Origin of the sequence: Leclercia sp. LSNIH8 (genome assembly GCF_002920195.1) — a bacterium.
Classification (GTDB): domain Bacteria; phylum Pseudomonadota; class Gammaproteobacteria; order Enterobacterales; family Enterobacteriaceae; genus Enterobacter.
In genome coordinates this window covers 142483-161708 of the sequence record NZ_PQJY01000005.1, presented here as the reverse complement: position 1 = coordinate 161708, position 19226 = coordinate 142483, and the positions used below count along the sequence as shown (strand labels likewise).

Below are 19226 nucleotides of genomic sequence, written 5' to 3'. Positions count from 1 at the left end.
CATTGTTTTTATGGTCTGAGTGAATTACAGAGATTGTCCCGCGTTAAGGCGTTTTGCGTGCTCGATCGCGTCGTTTTCCGGCGCGTTTGAGCGGCCAAACGGTCGGGCCAGCGCCATGTACACCAGCCCCGAAATCACCACCACCGACAGCCCCACCAGCACCGTCCAGCGGTCGATAAAACTTGCGCTCTCGGCGGGTTGCGCCAGCAACCAGATCCCACACAGCCCGTAAGCCAGCGCCAGGATATTGACCAGCATGCCCCACCCGCCGACGCTCCACTCCCCGGCGGGTCTCCAGCCTTTCAAACGCTGGCGCAGCGCCGCCAGCACCACCATCTGGAACGAAATGTAGATACCGATAACCGCAAAGGCGGTGATGCGCGCCAGGTTATCCGGCTGGAAGTAAACCCACACGCAGATGAGCACCGGCAGCAGGCAGCTGACGATCATCGCGTTGTCCGGGACGCTGTTTTTCGACAGCTTTGCCATCCAGGCGCTACCCGGTAGCATCTGGTCGCGGGAGAAGGAGAAGATCAGGCGGCTCAGCGCGGCCTGCAGGGAGAGGATGCACGACAACATGGCGATCACCGCGATGATGATAAACACCGTGGCGCCGGTTTCTCCCAGGGCTTCGTTGAGGATCGCCGGGATCGGATCGGCAATCTGGCCGTTGACGATGTTCATCAGATTTGGGGAGGCCAGTAGATAGCCGAGGATCGAGATCAGTGCCGAGATGGCGCCAAAGACGATGCTCAGGATCATCGCCACCGGGATCTTCTTGCTCGGGTTTTTCACCTCTTCCGCCACGTTGCCGCAGGCTTCAAAGCCGAAGAACATGAACAGGCCGATCAGCGCTGCCGCCATAAACGCCGGCTGGTAGCTGCCATCTTTCGCCAGTACCCCCATCGAGTCGAAGACCACCGAGAAGGGCTGCGCGCGGTGGAAAATCAGCAGGTAGATCCCCAGCGCAATCACGCTGACGATCTCGCACCAGAAGCCAATTCGGGCCACCCGGGCGAGGTTTTTGGTGCCCGACATGTTGATGGCCATCATCATCAGCAGCAGCACCACCGAGGTGATCAGCATGTTGCCTGCCGAGGTCTCAAAGCCGAAAAGTGACCCGACGAAGGTGGCGGTATATTCCGCCACCGAGGTGATGGTCACCACCAGCGCCCAGAGGTAGATCCAGGCGGCGATCCACGCATATTTTCGCCCCCACAGACGGCGCGCCCAGGGGTACAACCCGCCGGTGATCGGATACTGCGACGCCACTTCGCCAAACACCAGCGCCACCAGCAGTTGTCCGCAGGCCACAATCGGGATCCACCAGATCGCCGGTGGCCCCGCCAGCGTTACCGCCAGGGCAAACAGGGAGTAGACCGCCGTCAGCGGTGAGAGGTAGGTGAACCCGAGTGAAAAGTTAGAGATAAGGCCGATGGAGCGGTGAAATTGCTGTGTATTATCGCTATGAATTGCTTCACTTTTCTTGCCAGAAGTCTGTTCCATACGTTTATTCTCTGTGTTGTGGTTGAGTCGCAGGTAACACGAATCAAGGTATAGAAGAGCCCCTGAAGGCCGTACAGCGTCGCCCGTGCGATTTGTTAAGATTTGTGTGGATATGTCACGCTTTTGTTATGGTTAACCAGCATTTTCCGTGAGACGCATCACGTCAGTGTGATCAGATAGCGACCTGAGTGCGCTTTTTCCCGACCACTTCGCCTTTTTTCCTGCCTGTATCACAGAATTCAAACAATCTCCCCTGAATAAATCCATTTTGCAAAAATGTAGATATTTTTAATTTATGGCTACGAAACACGCCGTTCCCTGAATACTTTCTGAGAGGATTGATTCTGATGAATGCACTGACCGCCGTACAACAGCCCGACGAGGCGTTAGCCCGGACCATCACCGGTTTTAGCATTGCGCCCTCCGCGCAGTCTCCGCGCCTGCTGGAGCTGACGTTCTCCGCGGAGGTCACGCAGCAGTTCCTGCGGGAGGTGGAGCAGTGGCCCATCCAGGCGCTGGAATACAAATCCTTCCTGCGCTTTCGGGTGGCGAAGATCCTCGATGACCTGTGCGGCAACCAGCTTCAGCCCCTGCTGCTGAACACTATCCTCAGCCGCAGCGAAGGCGCCCTGCTGATTGACGCCGTCGGGGTGGATAACGTCGCCCAGGCGGACGAGATGGTGAAGATTGCCACCGCCGTGGCGCACCTGATCGGACGCTCCAATTACGACGCCATGAGCGGCCAGTACTACGCCCGCTTCACGGTGAAAAACGTCGATAACTCAGACAGCTACCTGCGCCAGCCCCACCGCGTGCTGGAGCTGCACAACGACGGCACCTTCGTGGACGAAGTGACTGACTACGTGCTGATGATGAAGATCGACGAGCAGAACATGCAGGGCGGCAACTCCCTGCTGCTGCATCTCGACGACTGGGAAGCGCTGGATAAATTCTTCAGCCATCCGCTGGCCCGTCGCCCGCTGCGCTGGACGGCACCGCCGAGCAAAAACGTCTCTCAGGATGTGTTCCACCCGGTGTTCGATGTTGACCAGCAGGGTCGCCCGGTGATGCGCTATATCGACCAGTTCGTACAGCCGAAAGATTTTGAAGAGGGTGTCTGGCTGAGCGAACTTTCTGACGCGCTGGAGAGCAGCAAAAACATCATCTCCATTCCGGTCCCGGTGGGTAAGTTCCTTCTGATTAACAATATGTTCTGGCTGCATGGCCGGGATCGCTTCACCCCACACCCGGATCTGCACCGGGAGCTGATGCGCCAGCGCGGGTATATCAGCTATGCCACCACCCACTATCAGACTCATCAGTAGGGATGGCGCGGATGTATGATTTTGTCATTACCGGCGGCGGCATCATCGGCATGTCGACCGCCATGCAGCTGATTGCGCTCTACCCGGATGCCCGCATCGCGCTGCTGGAGAAGGAGGCGGGCCCGGCCTGCCACCAGACCGGACGCAACAGCGGGGTGATCCACGCCGGGGTCTATTACACTCCCGGCAGCCTGAAGGCCCAGTTCTGCCTGGCGGGGAACCGGGCCACCAAAGCCTTCTGCGATGAGAACGCTATTCGCTATGACACCTGCGGCAAGATGCTGGTGGCGACCTCCCCGCTGGAGATGGAGCGGATGCAGGCCCTGTGGGATCGCACCGCCGCCAACGGGATCGAGCGCGAGTGGCTGAGCGGTGCCGAACTGCGCGAACGCGAGCCCAACATCACCGGGCTGGGCGGGATTTTTGTCCCCTCCAGCGGGATCGTCAGCTATCGCGAGGTGGCAGCGGCGATGGCAAAACGCTTCCAGCAACAAGGCGGGGAGGTGATTTTCAACGCCGAGGTCAGCGCCCTGAAGGAGCACGCCAGCGGCGTTGTCATTCATACCCGCGACGGGCGCGAGTTTGAAACCCTTACCCTGATTGCCTGCGCCGGGCTGATGGCCGACCGGCTGGTGAAAATGCTCGGCATCGACCCCGGCTTTATTATCTGTCCGTTCCGCGGGGAGTATTTCCGCCTGGCGCCGGAGCACAATCAGATCGTGAACCACCTTATCTACCCGATCCCCGATCCGGCCATGCCGTTCCTGGGCGTGCATCTCACCCGGATGATCGACGGCAGCGTCACGGTGGGGCCCAACGCGGTGCTCGCCTTTAAGCGCGAAGGCTATCGCAAGAGCGATCTCTCCCTCACCGATATGCTGGAAATTCTGGGCTCAACGGGCATTCGCCGGGTGCTACAAAACAACCTGCGCTCGGGTTTAAGCGAGATGAAAAACTCCCTGTGCAGAAGCGGCTACCTGCGGCAGGTGCAAAAATATTGCCCGAGCCTGACCCTGAAAGATCTGCACCCCTGGCCTGCGGGTGTGAGGGCGCAGGCAGTTTCGCCAGAAGGGAAGCTCATCGACGACTTTTTATTTGTCACCACGCCGCGCACCATCCATACCTGTAATGCGCCCTCACCGGCGGCGACCTCGGCGATCCCTATTGGCGCGCATATTGTCAGCAAGGTCCAGACCCTGCTCGCCAGCCAGCACAACCCCGGCCGCGCGCTGCGGGCAGCCTGCAGCGTGGAACCACTACACGCCGCCTATACCCGTTAATCATTCTGAGACAGGAAGCCATCATGCAACTCAACGATCCCAGCTTATTCCGTCAGCAGGCATATATAGAAGGAGAGTGGTGCGACGCGCACAGCGGCGAGACGATTGCCGTGACCAACCCGGCGAACGGCCAGACCCTGGGCAGCGTGCCGAAAATGGGTGCCAGTGAGACCCGCGAGGCAATTGAGGCGGCGAACCGCGCCCTGCCCGCCTGGCGCGCGCTCACCGCCAAAGCGCGCGCCAACATTCTGCGCCGCTGGTTCGATTTGATGATGGCAAACCAGGACGATCTGGCCCAGCTGATGACCCTCGAACAGGGCAAACCGCTGGCGGAAGCCAAAGGCGAGATTAGCTATGCCGCCTCCTTTATAGAGTGGTTCGCCGAAGAGGGGAAACGCGTTTACGGCGACACCATTCCGGGCCATCAGGCGGACAAGCGGTTGATTGTGATTAAGCAGCCGATTGGCATGACGGCGGCCATCACCCCGTGGAACTTCCCCGCGGCGATGATCACCCGTAAGGCGGGCCCGGCGCTGGCGGCAGGCTGCACCATGGTCCTCAAACCCGCCAGCCAGACCCCCTACTCCGCGCTGGCGCTGGCGGAACTGGCGAGCCGCGCGGGCATTCCGGCGGGCGTGTTTAACGTCGTCACCGGGTCGGCGTCCGACATCGGCAACGAACTGACCGGCAACCCGCTGGTGCGCAAGCTCTCCTTTACCGGCTCGACCGATATAGGCCGCCAGCTGATGGCCCAGTGCGCGAAGGACATCAAAAAGGTCTCGCTGGAGCTGGGCGGCAACGCGCCCTTTATTGTCTTTGACGATGCCGACCTGGATAAGGCCGTGGAAGGGGCGCTGGCCTCCAAGTTCCGTAACGCCGGGCAGACCTGCGTCTGCGCCAACCGCCTGTACGTGCAGGAGGGCGTTTACGACCGCTTTGCTGAAAAACTCCAGCAGGCGGTGGAAAAAATGCAGATCGGCGATGGCCTGACCCAGGGCGTCACCATCGGGCCGCTGATTGACAGCAAGGCGGTGGAGAAAGTCGAAGAGCACATTGCCGACGCGGTGGAGAAAGGCGCCCGCGTGGTTACCGGCGGATCGCTGCATAAATTAGGCGGCAACTTCTTCCAGCCGACTATTCTGGTAGATGTACCCGGTGATGCGAAAGTGGCGAAAGAGGAGACTTTCGGCCCGCTGGCCCCGCTGTTCCGCTTTAAGGATGAGGCGGACGTGATCCATATGGCTAACGACACCGAGTTCGGCCTCGCCGCCTACTTCTATGCCCGCGATTTAAGCCGCGTGTTCCGCGTCGGCGAGGCGCTGGAGTACGGCATCGTCGGGATCAACACCGGCATTATCTCTAACGAAGTGGCCCCGTTCGGCGGCATTAAAGCCTCTGGCCTGGGTCGGGAAGGTTCTAAATACGGCATCGAAGATTACTTAGAAATCAAATATATGTGCATCGGCCTTTAATCTTTCAGGAGATTTCAATGAGCAGCAATAAAGCGTTAATGCAGCGTCGTAGCAATGCCATCCCCCGCGGCGTGGGCCAGATCCACCCGATCTTTGCCGCCCGCGCCGAGAACTGCCGGGTGTGGGACGTCGAAGGCCGTGAGTATCTTGATTTCGCCGGGGGGATTGCGGTGCTGAACACCGGGCATCTGCACCCGGAGGTGGTGAGCGCCGTAGAAGCGCAGCTGAAAAAGCTGTCGCACACCTGCTTCCAGGTGCTGGCCTATGAACCCTATCTGGAGCTTTGCGAAACCCTGAACCAGAAAGTGCCGGGGGATTTCCCGAAAAAAACCCTGCTGGTGACCACCGGCTCCGAAGCGGTGGAGAACGCGGTGAAAATCGCCCGCGCCGCCACCAAGCGCAACGGCACCATCGCCTTTACCGGGGCCTACCATGGCCGCACCCACTACACCCTGTCGCTGACCGGGAAAGTGAACCCTTACTCGGCGGGAATGGGGCTGATGCCGGGCCACGTCTATCGCGCTCTCTATCCCTGCGCCCTGCACGGCGTGAGTGATGACGATGCCATCGCCAGCATCCATCGCATCTTCAAGAACGATGCCGCGCCGGAAGATATCGCCGCCATCGTGATTGAACCCGTCCAGGGTGAAGGCGGCTTCTACGCCACCTCCCCGGCCTTTATGCAGCGCCTGCGCACGTTGTGCGACGAGCACGGCATCATGCTGATCGCCGATGAAGTGCAGAGCGGCGCAGGACGCACCGGGACCTTCTTCGCCATGGAGCAGATGGGCGTGGCGGCGGACATCACCACCTTCGCCAAATCCATTGCCGGTGGCTTCCCGCTGGCGGGCGTTACCGGACGCGCCGAAGTGATGGATGCCATCGCCCCGGGCGGGCTGGGCGGCACCTACGCCGGAAGCCCCATCGCCTGCGCCGCCGCGCTGGCGGTGATGAAGGTCTTCGAGCAGGAAGATCTGCTGGGCAAAGCCAACAAGTTAGGCAACACCCTGCGTGAAGGCCTGCTGGCTATCGCTGAAAAACACCGGGAGATCGGCGACGTTCGCGGCCTGGGGGCGATGATCGCCATCGAGCTGTTTGAAGAGGGCGACCACCATAAACCGGACGCCGCCCTGACGGCGCAGATTGTGGCCCGGGCGCGGGACAAGGGGTTGATCCTGCTCTCCTGCGGCCCGTACCATAACGTGCTGCGCATCCTGGTGCCGCTGACCGTGGAAGAGGCGCAGCTTCAGCAGGGGCTGGCGATTATCGCCGAGTGTTTTGACGAGGCGAAGCAGGGTTAATCTTTATGCCCGGTGCAGGCCGGGCAGTCTTCAAGGAGCAGGACCATGACCATCATTTCCCAGGCGACGGCCATCGACGGCTACCGCTGGCTGAAGAACGACATTATTCGCGGCGTCTATCAGCCGGATGAGAAGCTGCGCATGAGCCTGCTGACGTCACGGTATGAGTTGGGCGTCGGCCCGCTGCGCGAAGCGCTGTCGCAGCTGGTTGCCGAGGGGCTGGTGACGGTCATTAACCAGAAAGGCTACCGGGTGGCACCCATGTCCGAACAGGAGCTGCTCGATATCTTTGACGCCCGCGCCAATATGGAGGCGATGCTGGTGCGTCTTGCCATCGAACGCGGCGGCGAAGAGTGGGAAGCGGAGCTGCTCGCCCGGGCACACCTGCTGAACAAGCTGGAATCCCGCGACGCCAGCGAGACGATGCTGGACGAGTGGGACCAGCGGCATCAGGCGTTTCATACCGCCATTGTGGCCGGGTGTGGTTCGCGGTATTTGATGCAGATGCGGGAGCGGCTTTTTGATTTAGCGGCGCGGTACCGGTATGTGTGGTTGAGGAAGACTGTTTTGTCGGTGGCGATGTTAGAAGAGAAGCACGTGGAGCATCAGAAGCTGATGGATGCGGTGCTGGCGCGGGATGCGGATAAGGCGGGGGAGCTGATGTATCAGCATTTATTGACGCCGATTCCGATTATTAGAGGGGCGATGGGGGTGGGTCTGGGGACATGAAAGTTAAATGCATCTTAAAAAGGGCACTATCCGTTTATTGCCAGTTTTAAGGTGCAATGTCCGCATATTTATTACAAAACCTTTAATTTCCCCGTTGCAGTTAAGCCATATAAATTAAAAACATTTTTTGTATTCATCATTATTAATATTTAAAAGCAGTCTAAACGCGCTTATTACGTTTTATATTAATCTGGACTTATTTTTATTTACTGGTTAGATTTACTGGTGTTATTTAACGCAATACGGGCATGCGCCAACATGCCCGTATCGCTCATCACAATCACTATTTAGAGAGAATAGTAACCATGACTGATATCGATTGTATTGCAGAATCACTGCAACCAGAAGTCTTTGCCGCTGACGACCGGGTATTTACCGTAAGTTATGCGACGCGGTATGGAGATTACACCCGCATCCCGGCGTTTATCATGAAAGGCCTTAGGCTCAGTGAAGCCGGGTTCAGCACTGGCACGAAAAAAGGCTTAAGACAGCGATTGAATGATTAAGGCGCCGGTGGGCGCCTTTTTTGTTGCATGTGAGAAGCTGGTAGGTTGATCGGGTGGGGTTTTGCGAGCATCATCGCAGAAACTACTGGCTCCTGTAACAGAAACATGACTATCGCAAAATCCCTGAGTCACAAAATTGCCCAAATGAAAACAGCCTGGTACGACAATGCACCAGCGCTGAATAAGCCATTGCTCATCCTTTATGTTCTTTCTCACTACAAGAAAGGTCATGCACGGCTTTTCCATTTTGAAACTGAGATACAGCAACAACTTCGCGATTTATTGAAGCGCTACGGACCTAAACGAAGCAAGTATGAAGTCCTTATGCCCTTCTGGCGTTTAAAGAACGATGGGTTTTGGGCACTGGAATGCGTGAATGATTTCTTGCTCGAAAGCCTCGTAGAACCCTCACTGAAAGAGGTTTTAGATAGCAATCTGTCAGGGGGCTTTGATGCTACCTCCTTTTCGTTGTTACAAAAACACATGTCATTGATTGATATACTGGCGCAGCAGGTAATGGGACAATATTTACCTACAGAATTATGCTCTGAGCTGTCCCATGAGTTTGGTTTTGAAACAGCAGAGCACATTGCGGAAGCCGAAGACCCGTTCGATCGTTTTGATCTGATCCAGCAAGATCTCAACATCATCAATAAAGATTTATCTCTTAGCGATACCACCCGAACGTCATTGATCCAGGCCAGAGTTGGACAAGGTGCATTCCGGGCTGATTGTCTTAAGCTTTACCCGGCTTGTCCTGTGACGGGTATTAGCTTTCAGCCATTGCTGAGAGCCAGCCACATTAAACCCTGGTCTGACTGCCGGACGGCTCAGGAACGACTGGACCCGCACAATGGCATTATGCTGGCTGCACATATTGACACATTATTCGATTCAGGATGGATTTCGTTCGCCAACGAAGGTGAGGTTCTGATTAGCAACCAGCTTGATTTCGGCACATGCGACAGGCTAAGTCTGCCGGAAAAGATTATTCGACTGCCTGAACCATCATTTAATTATTTGAATTGGCATCGGGAACATGTATTTAAGGGCTGATACCAGCCCTTAAAATGTATTACTGCTCAAGCCCCTTTCAACATATCAAAAACCACCCGCGCAAAGCCTTTCGCCAACTCAGGATTAGAAAGGTACTGCACCATCATCTCCTGCTGAGCCTCGTTGCTGTCCATCACGGCATCTTCAATGGCTTTCGGGAAATCGCCCAGCATCGCCTGCTCGCGGGTATTGTTCGCAATCTGGGTCATCACCGCCAGATTTTCTGACAGCTTGTCGCGCACCGCGAAGGCATAGTTGATCATATCCTTATCGGTCAGATTATCGGTGACGAACAATGACTCTAAGGTGTCTGTTAAACCCGTTGCGTTTCACCAGGCTGGTATGCAGGTTGCAAATACAACCTGCATTTAATGTGACGGATGTCAGCTCACCGTATCAATTAGCGCAGATAATAATTCGCTGAAGTCGTTATGTGACTCAATGACATAATCCGTGGATGCTTTAGCGCGGATCTCGAAACAGTCACCTGTGAAGCTGAAGGCAAATACGGACACGCCATCTTCACCAATCAATACTTTGTCAGTGAGGTTCGGATCAACATATATTTCGTTGTCACGTATTTCAAAGTTTCGGATGTAGATATTAGACCATACGGGCTTACCGTTCTCCGCCTGTACCATGCTGTACAGAGTTAAGCTGTTGTACTCAAGCCCATCCATGATTTCGAACATACCAGTGTAGTCCGGCCGGCTAGTCATCAAACGCTGGATATCCTCATAAACCCTTATCTTCTGCGCATCCCATTCCGCAGGGGCTGCTTTGCGCATCAGGTCCACCATTATGTCTGGGTCTACTGGGTTGGCTATCGGATAATTATTGTCAACCAGCAGTGTTTTGAGGAGGCCGGGAGTGAAATAACTCTTTAGCTGAGCGGGTAACAAAGCAGGCATTGCTATTGTTTTTCCTTCCTCGTCGCAAAATTCGACGAGATAGCCCAGTGTCGGGGTATCGAAAACCATAACAATCGTACCAACAGTCCCTTTTACCAGGCCTTCATTCGGTAAATCCTCGCATAAAACCACAACGTCTAATTCGGCTCTTTTCATTTTTGTTTTCTCATTTAACGAATATGGTTGTCATGCGAGGAACTAGCGCGTCTGTTTCATACATCCAGCCTGTACGCACGATCGCTGTTTCACCGTTGACGCCTAAAATGGGCATATCGACAGCCATTGTTTGACCGTAATTATTTGCCTGCAACACTTTTGCTGGGGCCGATAATACGCCTTCCTGAATTCTTGCTACTAAAACATCCGCATTAGTTGGGTTGTATCCTAGCGCTGACTCAAATACCCTGGCTTTGTGCCCCCCTGTAGGATGTGTTGAATCTAAAGCATAAGTCGCGAGTTTTTTCGGATCGATAATGGCGTATTCAGCGTTCACTAACGTACCACTCTCAGATGTAAAACCCTTTATATATGGGCTTTCAAACGTTGGTATTTTACTGAATCTCGATATTTCATCTAACTCACTTAAAGGGTTCAACCTGCCCATTGTCAATCCTGCCGCAACAGAGGCCCCCGCAATGATGAGTCCTTTATTGTTCATGACCTGATCGTAACCCGCAGGTGCATCTCCACCGAGCTGCTGCGCAGTCTTATGGAACCCTTCAATCTTGCCGTTATACACACCTCCAGCAGCCAGCAGACGACCAACGGCTTTATTGTTCAAAGTTTTTCCTGCTGGTACGGTTATTGGGCCGTAATAATCGTGGTGTATACGTTGAGTGGGGGCAGGTTTTCTGCCTTGCCTATCGGCGATCGCGTGCCGGTAAGCGCTCATGATTTCGTCCTTAAACCATGCATGCCACACTGAGGCGGTAGGGCTAAAAACCAAATCACCCTTATCGTCGATGTAAAAAGGGTTCCTGTCACTGCTCCAGCGTCTGGAGGTGTCTACACCAACAAGCCAACCTATTTGCAGTTTTTGTTCTACCTCATCATAGATAGGATCTGCATAGCTACGATTTTTTCGCTCATACGGTCTTTGATGTGGGGATATGCTGTACTTTTTTTTGGGGAGACCAAAGGTAAGACTGTGACGGTTCGCTTCATAAGACAGTTCGTAATGTACACACGCTTCTTTCAGTGAACCAGTTGGCGTCAGAATGTATTGAAAATCTTTAGGGTCTAATTGCCGTGTTAAATCATGTGACCGGTAAAGTCTAAACATGCGGAGTCCTTATCCTTTAGTTTTATAAGGATTCTCCACCCGAGCACATTAAAAATCAAATAATAACAACCCTGATAACTTAATAATTAATCACTAGCGACCAATATTACCAAAACTCCAGTTTCCAATACTTCTTTTGATTTCTGCGATTAATAAAACCTTGTTAACTATAAATGATACCAATAATTTATGTAAATAAAGACGCCGCTACCTCAATAGATTCTGCCGATGCCACTCCAAATAACAATACGACTCAATAGAAAAAGCCTTTATTTTCTCCGGCAATAAAAGCTGCTCTTTAACACTAACATCCAGTTCATCACTAATTAATAAACGCCCATCGTTCTCAAACGAAATCCATCCCTGATCGAATAGAATATCAATGTGCGCAGCCAGTATAATTCCATTATAAGGATCAAGACGTTCATTCCCGTTCTCGCAGGCAGCCCATGGTTTTATATGGCTGGCGCGGAGTAACGGCGCAAAAATCGTTCCTGTAACGGGGCATGACGGATACAACATGAGACAATTTTTCCGAAAGGTACCCTGCCCCAGTCGTGCCGCAATCAACTGCTCGCGTACGGTATCTTCAATACTTTTATCCTGCTGAATAGCAAGACAGTCACGTTGCGCCTGTTCATCGCTATCAGAAGATATTAACGAAAGAACGCGCTGCTCAATCACACTCTCTGAAAGCACACTCAATCGCTGATGCACACGCTGCGCTGAATGAGAAAGCGCAGCAGGAGCGCCCTGCTCGTCACGCCAGCCGACACGCATATCACTAAGCCAGGAATCAAAACGGTCACGACTATTTTTCAGACTATTGCGAAACTCACTGGCGGTTTTGCCCGCTCCGAAACGGGGATAAAACAAGGCATAAGCCTCTTTCCATTTCTGAACACCCAGTCCCATGGGTGGTTGAAATTTACCGTACTTCGACAAATACCACGCCACTTCAAGCAAATCGTCTTCTGAGCAATTCAATGTTATGTCCTGTTTTTACAGCGTAATTCATCACCAGATTATGTCTGAAAAGAGCGTTAACTAAACTGCTCCGGTTAGTTTTTTTAGAAAAATTTCACATAGAGCGAAGGCTTAATTATTTTTTTGCTTTTGCCTCAACCTATGCCGAACTAAGCTTAACATCACTCAGAGCTATGTTAAGGGTTCTACGCAAATAAAAACATAATCGAATTGGGATACTCTTAAATTTACCCACCTCAATAAATCGGTTGGCTTAGGTTGGTTGAAAAAAGAAGGAAAGCCTTGCGGATACTGAATTCCAGACACAAAAAAAGCCGCCCTTAAGCGACTTTTTTCACATCTTATGGTGCCGAAGGCCGGACTCGAACCGGCACGTATTTCTACGGTTGATTTTGAATCAACTGCGTCTACCGATTTCGCCACTTCGGCACTGAAGGGGATGCGGAAACGTTGTGGATTATACCTGTCGCGCGCCGCCATGCAAGCGGCGACGCGCTAAACCGCGTTAAGTGCCCAAAAAACCAGCGTTCCCGTCAATCCAGTTCTGTCACCGCCAGCCGAATCACTCTCGCCGCCTTCTGCTCCGGCAGCTGCAGCACCTTGCCCCACATCGCCTGCACCATCTCGCAGGTGAGCTTCTCTTTGCCCACCGCGTTCTCCGGCATCACCAGCAGCTGGATATCCTTGCCGTATTGAACAGTGAGTTCCTGCATAATCGGGCGCACATCTTCCACCGCGGCGGCATGTTCTTCCGGGGTCACGGTGTGGCGATCGTTACTCCAGCCCGCGCGCATCATTTCGGCGTCGGCCTGCATGCGGCGCTGCATCAGGTCTTTATCCAGCACCCGCATCGGGTTGATGCCCCCCTTCACGCCCGGAAACAGGAAACGAAAACAGGCGTCGTCACTCGCCTTCTGAATAGCGGCGGTCTGCTCCATGTTGATCTTCATATACGCCACCGCATTCGCGTCGGGGGCATATTGCAGGCGCGACATCTGCAGGCTCAGGATCTGCGGCTGGATCACGTCGATAATGTCCTGCTCAGAATCGCCCGCCTTTTGCATAGTGAGGATCTGCTCGCGAATACGTGTCACAAACCTGGGGTCCTGCTCTTTCAGCACCTGCCAGGAGGGCATGGCGTTAAGGGTGGTATCAAGCCGGTGTTCGGGCGTGTTTTGCAGGCGTTGCTTATCGTAATAAACCCAGAAGGCTACTGCTGCGGAGATAACTGCCACTGCGACTATAGGTGTCCACGCTCTTCTCATCGTTACGCATCCTTAATCCTTTAGCTATGCCGGTTTACACCGGCACGCCGCTATGAAAGCGAAACTCGTTATCCGGTGTTGAGATAAGTGTGGCTTCAATTTCACCAAAAAGCTGTATCCGGGAAGAGATATCCTCGTCGCTGACCTGTTGGGCAAGCGTCAGATAGTCCTGATAATGCCGCGCCTCAGAGCGCAGCAGCGACAGGTAAAACTTCTGCAGATCGTCGTCGAGGAAGGGTGCCAGCGCGGCGAAGCGTTCGCAGGAGCGGGCTTCGATATAGGCGCCGCAGATGAGCTTGTCGATCAGCGTCAGCGGCTCGTGGGTGCGCACGGCTTTCAGCATCCCTTTGGCGTAGCGGCTGGCGGTGATTTTGACGTAGGGGATGTTGCGGGTCAGCATCGCCTCGCGCACCTGCCAGAAATGGTGCAGCTCCTCTTTAATCAGCAATACCATGCTGTCGATGAGCGCCTGGCCCCAAGGGTCGTCGGTCTTCGGCATCACGCTTTTGCCAATCTGCTTGTGCAGGGCGACAAAGTCCGGTTCCGGGCCTTCGCGGAAGGTAAAGGCTTCATAGGGCTTGAGCCACTCGAGCAGCGCGTCGGCCCCGCTCTCGTCGGCGACGTATTTACGCACTAATAACAGCGCGGTCTGGGCGGCTTTGAGCTCGCACACCATATGGTCGGTGAGCAGCAGCGGCAGGTTCGCCGGGTCGCGGGCTTGATCAATCCATGCTTGCGGGGTCGGGCACTGGAGGAAGTTTAAAACAGGGGCGAGTATCTGCGGGTAGTCCATTATTTTTCCTGAAGCGACAGCCGAAGCTGCCGCAAATACACGTCGCCCTTCACGCTGCCTCTTCGTTGGCTGCCTTCGTTCACCCCAGTCACTTACTTATGTAAGCTCCTGGGGATTTACTCAGTTGCCGCCTCGATGCAACGCGAATGACTCGTGTATTGAATCAATTAGTGACGCACGCCGTCGTCATCTTCGTCGATGAAATCTTCGTCGTCTTCGTCACCCTCTTCGCCGTTCGGATCTTCGAAGTAGGTGCCCCAGCCGTCGTATTCCACTTCAAACTTCTCGGCCAGGTTCATCAGCTGTTCCACCTGGGCGTCGATCAGCTCTGCCTTCAGCGCGCCTTCGCTCAGGATGTCGCAGCAGATGACGGTGTCGCCCTCTTCCACTTCCAGCTCTTCCGGCTCGGTCACTTCATAACCCAGACGGAACGCTTCCACCGCCAGTTTCTCCAGCGCTTCGAAATCATCCGCAGAGAAATGGTGCTCGATGGTGTAGAGCGCATCCGGATCGCTGCCGTCTTCCAGCAGTTCTTCAATAATCAGTCGCGTCTCTTCGCGCTGTTCTTCCAGCAGTTCTGGGTTTGCCATGGCTCGTTCCTCTTTAAAGTGCGGCAGATACTTCTATTTTCACACACGGATGTGTTTGCCTCCACCTTTGTAAGAAAGATTTGTGCAACGGGGTTGCATGTGCATATTGATACAGATAAAGTGAATTTTAATTCAATAAGTGGCCTTTGCCATGTGAGGATAAAATGTCTGAACTGTATAAAAAACATTTCCTGAAATTGCTCGATTTTACCCCTGCACAGCTCACCTCCCTGCTTGCCCTGTCAGCACAGCTAAAGTCCGATAAGAAAAAAGGGACAGAAGTACAGAAACTTACTGGCAAAAACATCGCGCTCATCTTCGAAAAAGACTCAACCCGCACACGATGCTCTTTCGAAGTTGCCGCATTTGACCAGGGCGCTCGCGTTACCTATCTCGGGCCGAGCGGCAGCCAGATTGGGCATAAAGAATCAATTAAAGATACCGCGCGGGTGCTGGGCCGGATGTACGACGGCATTCAGTATCGCGGCCACGGCCAGGAAGTGGTCGAAACCCTGGCGGAATTTGCCGGGGTGCCGGTGTGGAACGGGCTGACCAACGAGTTCCATCCCACCCAGCTGCTGGCGGACCTGCTCACCATGCAGGAGCACCTGCCGGGCAAGGCGTTCAACGAGATGGTGCTGGTCTATACCGGCGATGCGCGTAACAACATGGGTAACTCGATGCTGGAAGCAGCCGCGCTCACCGGGTTGGATCTCCGTCTGGTGGCGCCCAAAGCCTGCTGGCCGGAAGAGCGCCTGGTGGCGGAGTGCAGCGCGCTGGCAGAAAAGAACGGCGGCAAAATCACCCTCACCGAAGATGTCGCGGCGGGCGTGAAGGGCGCGGACTTTATCTACACCGACGTCTGGGTATCGATGGGCGAAGCCAAAGAGAAGTGGGCCGAGCGTATCACCCTGCTGCGCGGCTATCAGGTGAATGCGCAGATGATGGCGCTGACGGGTAACCCGAATGTGAAGTTCCTGCACTGTCTGCCGGCGTTCCACGATGACCAGACCACGCTGGGTCAGCAGATGGCGAAAGAGTTCGATCTGCACGGCGGAATGGAAGTAACGGACGAGGTATTTGAATCGGCGGCAAGTATTGTATTTGACCAGGCAGAGAACCGGATGCACACCATTAAAGCGGTGATGGTCGCGACCCTGGGTGAATAAGGTTGCGTTTAAATAACGGGAGGGTTTTGGCCCTCCTGCTTTTCAAATTATCCGTTCAGGAAATTAATTTGCTGTTACCCGCACCTTACCGTAGGGGCACTTTTTAAAAATACATTTTACCGGGGCATCGCACTGTTTGCTCTCCGGATCGCGATGGCCGGGACATCTGGACATGTTGTGCATCACGCGCCACAGGGTGTGGCTGTATTTATCAATTTGCAGGATATTGATATCGCGTAGCTCGTCGTTCACGAATAAACGATTATAAACCACCTTTATTTCATCGCCCGGTTTAAAAAGCTGCTCGCTGTTATACCACAGAATATATTTATGATTATGCTGAGTAAGAACTTTTGAAAATAACGATCCTGTGGCCGGACTGGCAATAGTACCTAAAGTGATCCATGTTTTAGAAGCGGTCATCAAAATACCTTTTAAACGAGCGTGCAGAAAGCGGAAAGCCATACGGTAAATAAGTGTAAAAGAACAATCAAAATGTGGTAATAGGTACAGCCTATCCTTTCAATCAAGGGTAATAAGCCTCAAAGTTTACTTAAGTCAAATTACAGCAGCATGAATATGACCCGGCGTAAAGAACCTGCCTCCCGCATCGATTGATTTTTCAGCGTAAACAGGGTACGTTTTGGCCCTGATTCCAGCGCGGATGTCCCGATCTTATGCCTATTATTCAATCTGTTGAACGTGCCTTACAGATCCTCGATCTGTTTAACGAACAGGCGACGGAACTTAAAATCACCGACATCAGTAAACAGATGGGCCTGAGCAAGAGCACGCTCCACTCGCTTCTCAAAACCCTGCAACTGCACGGCTATATCGATCAGAATCCTGAGAACGGTAAATATCGCCCCGGCATGAAGCTGGTTGAGCGCGGTCACTTTGTGGTGAGCACCATGGATATCCGCCAGAAAGCGAAGCACTTTCTGACGGAGCTATCGGAACGTACCGGGCAGACCACCCATCTGGGCATTCTGGACGGGCGCGAAGGGGTCTATATCGAGAAAATTGAAGGCAAGCTGGCAGCCATCGCCTACTCGCGCATTGGCCGTCGCCTGCCGGTGCATGCCACCGCTATCGGCAAAGTGCTGATCGCCTGGCTGGGCGAGGCCGAGCTGAACACGCTGCTTGAGGGTTATCAGTACACTACCTTCACCCCCGCGACCCTGGCCTCGCGCGAGGCGCTGCTGGCCGCGCTGGCGCAGACCCGCGAGCAGGGTTATGCCCTCGACAGCGAAGAGAACGAACAGGGAGTGCGCTGCGTATCGGTCCCGGTGCGTAACCATGAATCCCGCGTCATTGCCGCCCTGAGTCTGTCGACGTTGACCTCCCGCGTCAGCGACGAGGAGCTGGCCCGCTTCCGCGAGCAGTTGCAGGAGGCCGGGCGCCAGCTCTCACGCGCGCTGGGCTACCCGGCCTGAGCCGTTATACCGGCTCGTAAGTGAAGTAGTCGAAGTCGGCGTGACAGCCGTCACCGCTGATATCCTCGCAGTGCAGCCCGACAAACGCGCCGGTAAAGAAGCCCCGCCCGCCGATATAGTCATCCGACAGTTTCCACGCCTCGTACGTGACCGGCACGGTGTGCCACTGCTCCCCGTCAAACGAATAGCTGTAGCGGTAGACCAGACGATCAACATCCACCCGCAGCCATATACTCTGCGCCTGATCCGGCACCGGGATGGGCTGCTCGTGCAGCGGCCACGACGGCACGTTGTGGTCGAGCTGGATCACCTTGAGGGTTCTGCCCTGCCCCTCCTCGTAGTCGACAAAGCAGTAGCTCCAGTTTTTGCTGTTGTAGTAGCAGGTCAAGCCCGCACTCTGCTGGAAGTGACGCGGGGCGAACTCCATCCGCGTTTCCGCCCGGAAGGTGAAGTGCTGCCAGCGGCGCGCCACGGTAGACTGGGTGAAGGTCGAGTTCAGCGAGTCGTTGCCGTACAGGCGTAAAAAGCCTTTACGCGCCCGCAGGGAGCCGAGGCTATCGTCGAACGGAATGCGCAGGGTTTGCAGCTCCGGGTCGAGGCGCTCGCCGTCGAAATCGTCTCGCCAGTTGGTCTGCGCCACGGCGGCGCTCTCGGTCATCTGCGGGCCGGGCACCGTCAGTTGGGCATGCTTACCGCCTTCCACGTACGGCCAGCCGTCGCGCCATTCAATGCGCGCGATCCCCGTCTCACGCCCCAGGGAGCAGTATCCGCGCCCGCCGGAGCCCAGCAGCGGAATACCCGGCAGCCGCTGCGGGCGGCTGGTGAGATAAGCCATGTACCACTCTCCGGTGTGGGTCTGAAGCAGCGAGCCGTGGCCGCTTTTTTGCAGCGGGTTCTCCGGCAGGTGCCAGCTGGTCATCATCGTCACCTCCGGGTGCAGCTCGTAGGGCCCGTCGATGGTTTTTGCACGCAGCACCACGACGGCGTGCTCGTAGCTGGTGCCGCCTTCAGCGACCAGCAGATAGCACCAGCCATCCTTACGGTAGATATGTGCCCCTTCGGTGTAGCAGAGCGGCGTGCCGGTAAAGAGGGTTTTACGCTCAGGCGACAGCGTGCAGGTGTGCGGATCAAACGCCTGCATCACGATGGTGTTATGCGGGTTGCTGTGGTGGCGCGGCCCCCACGGGCGGTAGATGTAGTATTTGCGGCCATCGTCATCATGGAACAGGGAGGGATCGAACCCGCCATTGCCCATCGGGATCGGCTCGCTCCACGGCCCCTCGATGGAGGGGGCGGTCACCAGGAAGTTGCGCCCGTTTTTCCACGGGGAGTCGACAATCTTCACATCGGTATAGAGCAGCCAGAACTGCCCGTCGGCGTAGCTCAGGCACGGCGCCCAGATGCCGCCGGAGTCCGGGTTGCCCTTCATGTCCAGCATCGACACGCGATCCAACGGGGTACTCACCAGCCGCCAGTTCTTCAGATCTCGGGAGTGGTAAATCCGCACGCCCGGGAACCACTCAAAGGTTGAGGTGGCGATGTAGTAATCCTCGCCCTGACGACACATCGACGGGTCGGGGTTAAAGCCGGTCAGAATCGGGTTGGTGATGGTGTACAT

General features: G+C 55.0%; 19 protein-coding genes, 1 tRNA gene and 1 pseudogene. 10 read left to right on the top strand and 11 right to left on the bottom strand.

Features of this window, described 5'->3' with window-relative positions:
* Positions 1–24 precede the first annotated feature (24 nt).
* Positions 25–1506: an APC family permease gene (locus C3406_RS15470; protein ID WP_103823078.1), complete on the bottom strand. Its 1482-nt coding sequence runs from the start codon at positions 1504–1506 to the stop codon at positions 25–27.
* Between the two features lie 347 nt (positions 1507–1853).
* Here C3406_RS15470 and glaH point away from each other — a divergent pair, with 347 nt between their 5' ends.
* From glaH to C3406_RS15435, 7 genes are all read left to right on the top strand, one after another.
* Positions 1854–2831: a glutarate dioxygenase GlaH gene (gene glaH, locus C3406_RS15465; RefSeq protein ID WP_103823077.1), complete on the top strand. Its 978-nt coding sequence runs from the start codon at positions 1854–1856 to the stop codon at positions 2829–2831.
* An 11-nt stretch (positions 2832–2842) separates the two neighbouring features.
* Positions 2843–4111 carry an L-2-hydroxyglutarate oxidase gene (lhgO, locus tag C3406_RS15460; protein ID WP_103823315.1) on the top strand — a complete coding sequence of 423 codons (1269 nt, stop codon included), beginning with the start codon at positions 2843–2845 and terminating at the stop codon, positions 4109–4111.
* Positions 4112–4134: 23 nt separating this feature from the next.
* Positions 4135–5583, top strand: a complete 1449-nt coding sequence (gabD, locus tag C3406_RS15455; protein ID WP_103823076.1) for an NADP-dependent succinate-semialdehyde dehydrogenase — start codon at positions 4135–4137, stop codon at positions 5581–5583.
* Positions 5584–5600: 17 nt separating this feature from the next.
* Complete coding sequence (gene gabT / locus C3406_RS15450) at positions 5601–6884, top strand: 4-aminobutyrate--2-oxoglutarate transaminase (protein WP_103823075.1); 1284 nt, start codon at positions 5601–5603, stop codon at positions 6882–6884.
* Positions 6885–6929: 45 nt separating this feature from the next.
* Positions 6930–7613, top strand: a complete 684-nt coding sequence (gene csiR, locus C3406_RS15445) for a DNA-binding transcriptional regulator CsiR (protein ID WP_103823074.1) — start codon at positions 6930–6932, stop codon at positions 7611–7613.
* A gap of 305 nt (positions 7614–7918) precedes the next feature.
* Complete coding sequence (locus tag C3406_RS15440; protein WP_103823073.1) at positions 7919–8119, top strand: SymE family type I addiction module toxin; 201 nt, start codon at positions 7919–7921, stop codon at positions 8117–8119.
* Positions 8120–8224: 105 nt separating this feature from the next.
* On the top strand, positions 8225–9175 hold the full coding sequence (locus tag C3406_RS15435; RefSeq protein ID WP_233210570.1) for a phosphorothioated DNA-binding restriction endonuclease family protein: 951 nt from the start codon (positions 8225–8227) through the stop codon (positions 9173–9175).
* 26 nt (positions 9176–9201) lie between these two features.
* Here C3406_RS15435 and C3406_RS15430 read toward each other — a convergent pair.
* The 8 genes and pseudogenes from C3406_RS15430 to rraB form a co-directional block, all read right to left on the bottom strand.
* A pseudogene (locus C3406_RS15430) lies at positions 9202–9480 on the bottom strand (hypothetical protein); the annotation flags it as partial.
* Positions 9481–9558: 78 nt separating this feature from the next.
* The gene (locus tag C3406_RS15425; RefSeq protein ID WP_103823072.1) at positions 9559–10242 is read right to left on the bottom strand and encodes a YrhA family protein; all 684 of its coding nucleotides are present in this window, start codon (positions 10240–10242) and stop codon (positions 9559–9561) included.
* Between the two features lie 10 nt (positions 10243–10252).
* Positions 10253–11368 carry a DUF8093 domain-containing protein gene (locus C3406_RS15420; RefSeq protein ID WP_103823071.1) on the bottom strand — a complete coding sequence of 372 codons (1116 nt, stop codon included), beginning with the start codon at positions 11366–11368 and terminating at the stop codon, positions 10253–10255.
* Positions 11369–11575: 207 nt separating this feature from the next.
* The gene (locus C3406_RS15415; RefSeq protein WP_103823070.1) at positions 11576–12355 is read right to left on the bottom strand and encodes an HNH endonuclease; all 780 of its coding nucleotides are present in this window, start codon (positions 12353–12355) and stop codon (positions 11576–11578) included.
* 344 nt (positions 12356–12699) lie between these two features.
* Positions 12700–12784, bottom strand: a tRNA-Leu gene (locus tag C3406_RS15410).
* A gap of 104 nt (positions 12785–12888) precedes the next feature.
* Complete coding sequence (locus tag C3406_RS15405) at positions 12889–13620, bottom strand: topoisomerase II (RefSeq protein WP_103823069.1); 732 nt, start codon at positions 13618–13620, stop codon at positions 12889–12891.
* Between the two features lie 34 nt (positions 13621–13654).
* Positions 13655–14413 carry a tRNA isopentenyl-2-thiomethyl-A-37 hydroxylase MiaE gene (gene miaE / locus C3406_RS15400; protein WP_103823068.1) on the bottom strand — a complete coding sequence of 253 codons (759 nt, stop codon included), beginning with the start codon at positions 14411–14413 and terminating at the stop codon, positions 13655–13657.
* 167 nt (positions 14414–14580) lie between these two features.
* Complete coding sequence (rraB, locus tag C3406_RS15395; RefSeq protein WP_103178050.1) at positions 14581–15003, bottom strand: ribonuclease E inhibitor RraB; 423 nt, start codon at positions 15001–15003, stop codon at positions 14581–14583.
* On the opposite strand from rraB, the gene argL reads away from it, so the two are divergent.
* Positions 14893–15198, top strand: coding sequence for a putative translational regulatory protein ArgL (gene argL, locus C3406_RS26885; RefSeq protein ID WP_371413825.1), 306 nt, complete (start codon positions 14893–14895; stop codon positions 15196–15198). The two genes, rraB and argL, sit on opposite strands and share 111 nt — an antisense overlap.
* Positions 15168–16172 carry an ornithine carbamoyltransferase gene (argF, locus tag C3406_RS15390; protein ID WP_103823067.1) on the top strand — a complete coding sequence of 335 codons (1005 nt, stop codon included), beginning with the start codon at positions 15168–15170 and terminating at the stop codon, positions 16170–16172. The genes argL and argF overlap by 31 nt, the downstream gene beginning before the upstream one ends.
* 63 nt (positions 16173–16235) lie before the next feature.
* On the opposite strand, the gene C3406_RS15385 is transcribed toward argF, so the two are convergent.
* The gene (locus C3406_RS15385; protein WP_103823066.1) at positions 16236–16595 is read right to left on the bottom strand and encodes a hypothetical protein; all 360 of its coding nucleotides are present in this window, start codon (positions 16593–16595) and stop codon (positions 16236–16238) included.
* A gap of 254 nt (positions 16596–16849) precedes the next feature.
* On the opposite strand from C3406_RS15385, the gene C3406_RS15380 reads away from it, so the two are divergent.
* A complete protein-coding gene (locus tag C3406_RS15380; protein WP_103823065.1) occupies positions 16850–17608 on the top strand; it encodes an IclR family transcriptional regulator in 759 nt (252 codons plus the stop codon).
* A gap of 4 nt (positions 17609–17612) precedes the next feature.
* Here the strand turns inward: C3406_RS15380 and C3406_RS15375 are convergent, their stop codons facing one another.
* Positions 17613–19226 carry a glycoside hydrolase family 43 protein gene (locus C3406_RS15375; RefSeq protein ID WP_103823064.1) on the bottom strand — a complete coding sequence of 538 codons (1614 nt, stop codon included), beginning with the start codon at positions 19224–19226 and terminating at the stop codon, positions 17613–17615.

Bases quoted from the DNA above. Each gene is read 5' to 3' on its own strand.
- C3406_RS15470 (WP_103823078.1), bottom strand. From the start codon at position 1,506: ATGGAACAGACTTCTGGCAAGAAAAGTGAAGCAATTCATAGCGATAAT.
- glaH (WP_103823077.1), top strand. From the start codon at position 1,854: ATGAATGCACTGACCGCCGTACAACAGCCCGACGAGGCGTTAGCCCGG.
- lhgO (WP_103823315.1), top strand. From the start codon at position 2,843: ATGTATGATTTTGTCATTACCGGCGGCGGCATCATCGGCATGTCGACC.
- gabD (WP_103823076.1), top strand. From the start codon at position 4,135: ATGCAACTCAACGATCCCAGCTTATTCCGTCAGCAGGCATATATAGAA.
- gabT (WP_103823075.1), top strand. From the start codon at position 5,601: ATGAGCAGCAATAAAGCGTTAATGCAGCGTCGTAGCAATGCCATCCCC.
- csiR (WP_103823074.1), top strand. From the start codon at position 6,930: ATGACCATCATTTCCCAGGCGACGGCCATCGACGGCTACCGCTGGCTG.
- C3406_RS15440 (WP_103823073.1), top strand. From the start codon at position 7,919: ATGACTGATATCGATTGTATTGCAGAATCACTGCAACCAGAAGTCTTT.
- C3406_RS15435 (WP_233210570.1), top strand. From the start codon at position 8,225: ATGACTATCGCAAAATCCCTGAGTCACAAAATTGCCCAAATGAAAACA.
- C3406_RS15425 (WP_103823072.1), bottom strand. From the start codon at position 10,242: ATGAAAAGAGCCGAATTAGACGTTGTGGTTTTATGCGAGGATTTACCG.
- C3406_RS15420 (WP_103823071.1), bottom strand. From the start codon at position 11,368: ATGTTTAGACTTTACCGGTCACATGATTTAACACGGCAATTAGACCCT.
- C3406_RS15405 (WP_103823069.1), bottom strand. From the start codon at position 13,620: ATGAGAAGAGCGTGGACACCTATAGTCGCAGTGGCAGTTATCTCCGCA.
- miaE (WP_103823068.1), bottom strand. From the start codon at position 14,413: ATGGACTACCCGCAGATACTCGCCCCTGTTTTAAACTTCCTCCAGTGC.
- argL (WP_371413825.1), top strand. From the start codon at position 14,893: ATGGTGCTCGATGGTGTAGAGCGCATCCGGATCGCTGCCGTCTTCCAG.
- rraB (WP_103178050.1), bottom strand. From the start codon at position 15,003: ATGGCAAACCCAGAACTGCTGGAAGAACAGCGCGAAGAGACGCGACTG.
- argF (WP_103823067.1), top strand. From the start codon at position 15,168: ATGTCTGAACTGTATAAAAAACATTTCCTGAAATTGCTCGATTTTACC.
- C3406_RS15385 (WP_103823066.1), bottom strand. From the start codon at position 16,595: ATGACCGCTTCTAAAACATGGATCACTTTAGGTACTATTGCCAGTCCG.
- C3406_RS15380 (WP_103823065.1), top strand. From the start codon at position 16,850: ATGCCTATTATTCAATCTGTTGAACGTGCCTTACAGATCCTCGATCTG.
- C3406_RS15375 (WP_103823064.1), bottom strand. From the start codon at position 19,226: ATGTACACCATCACCAACCCGATTCTGACCGGCTTTAACCCCGACCCG.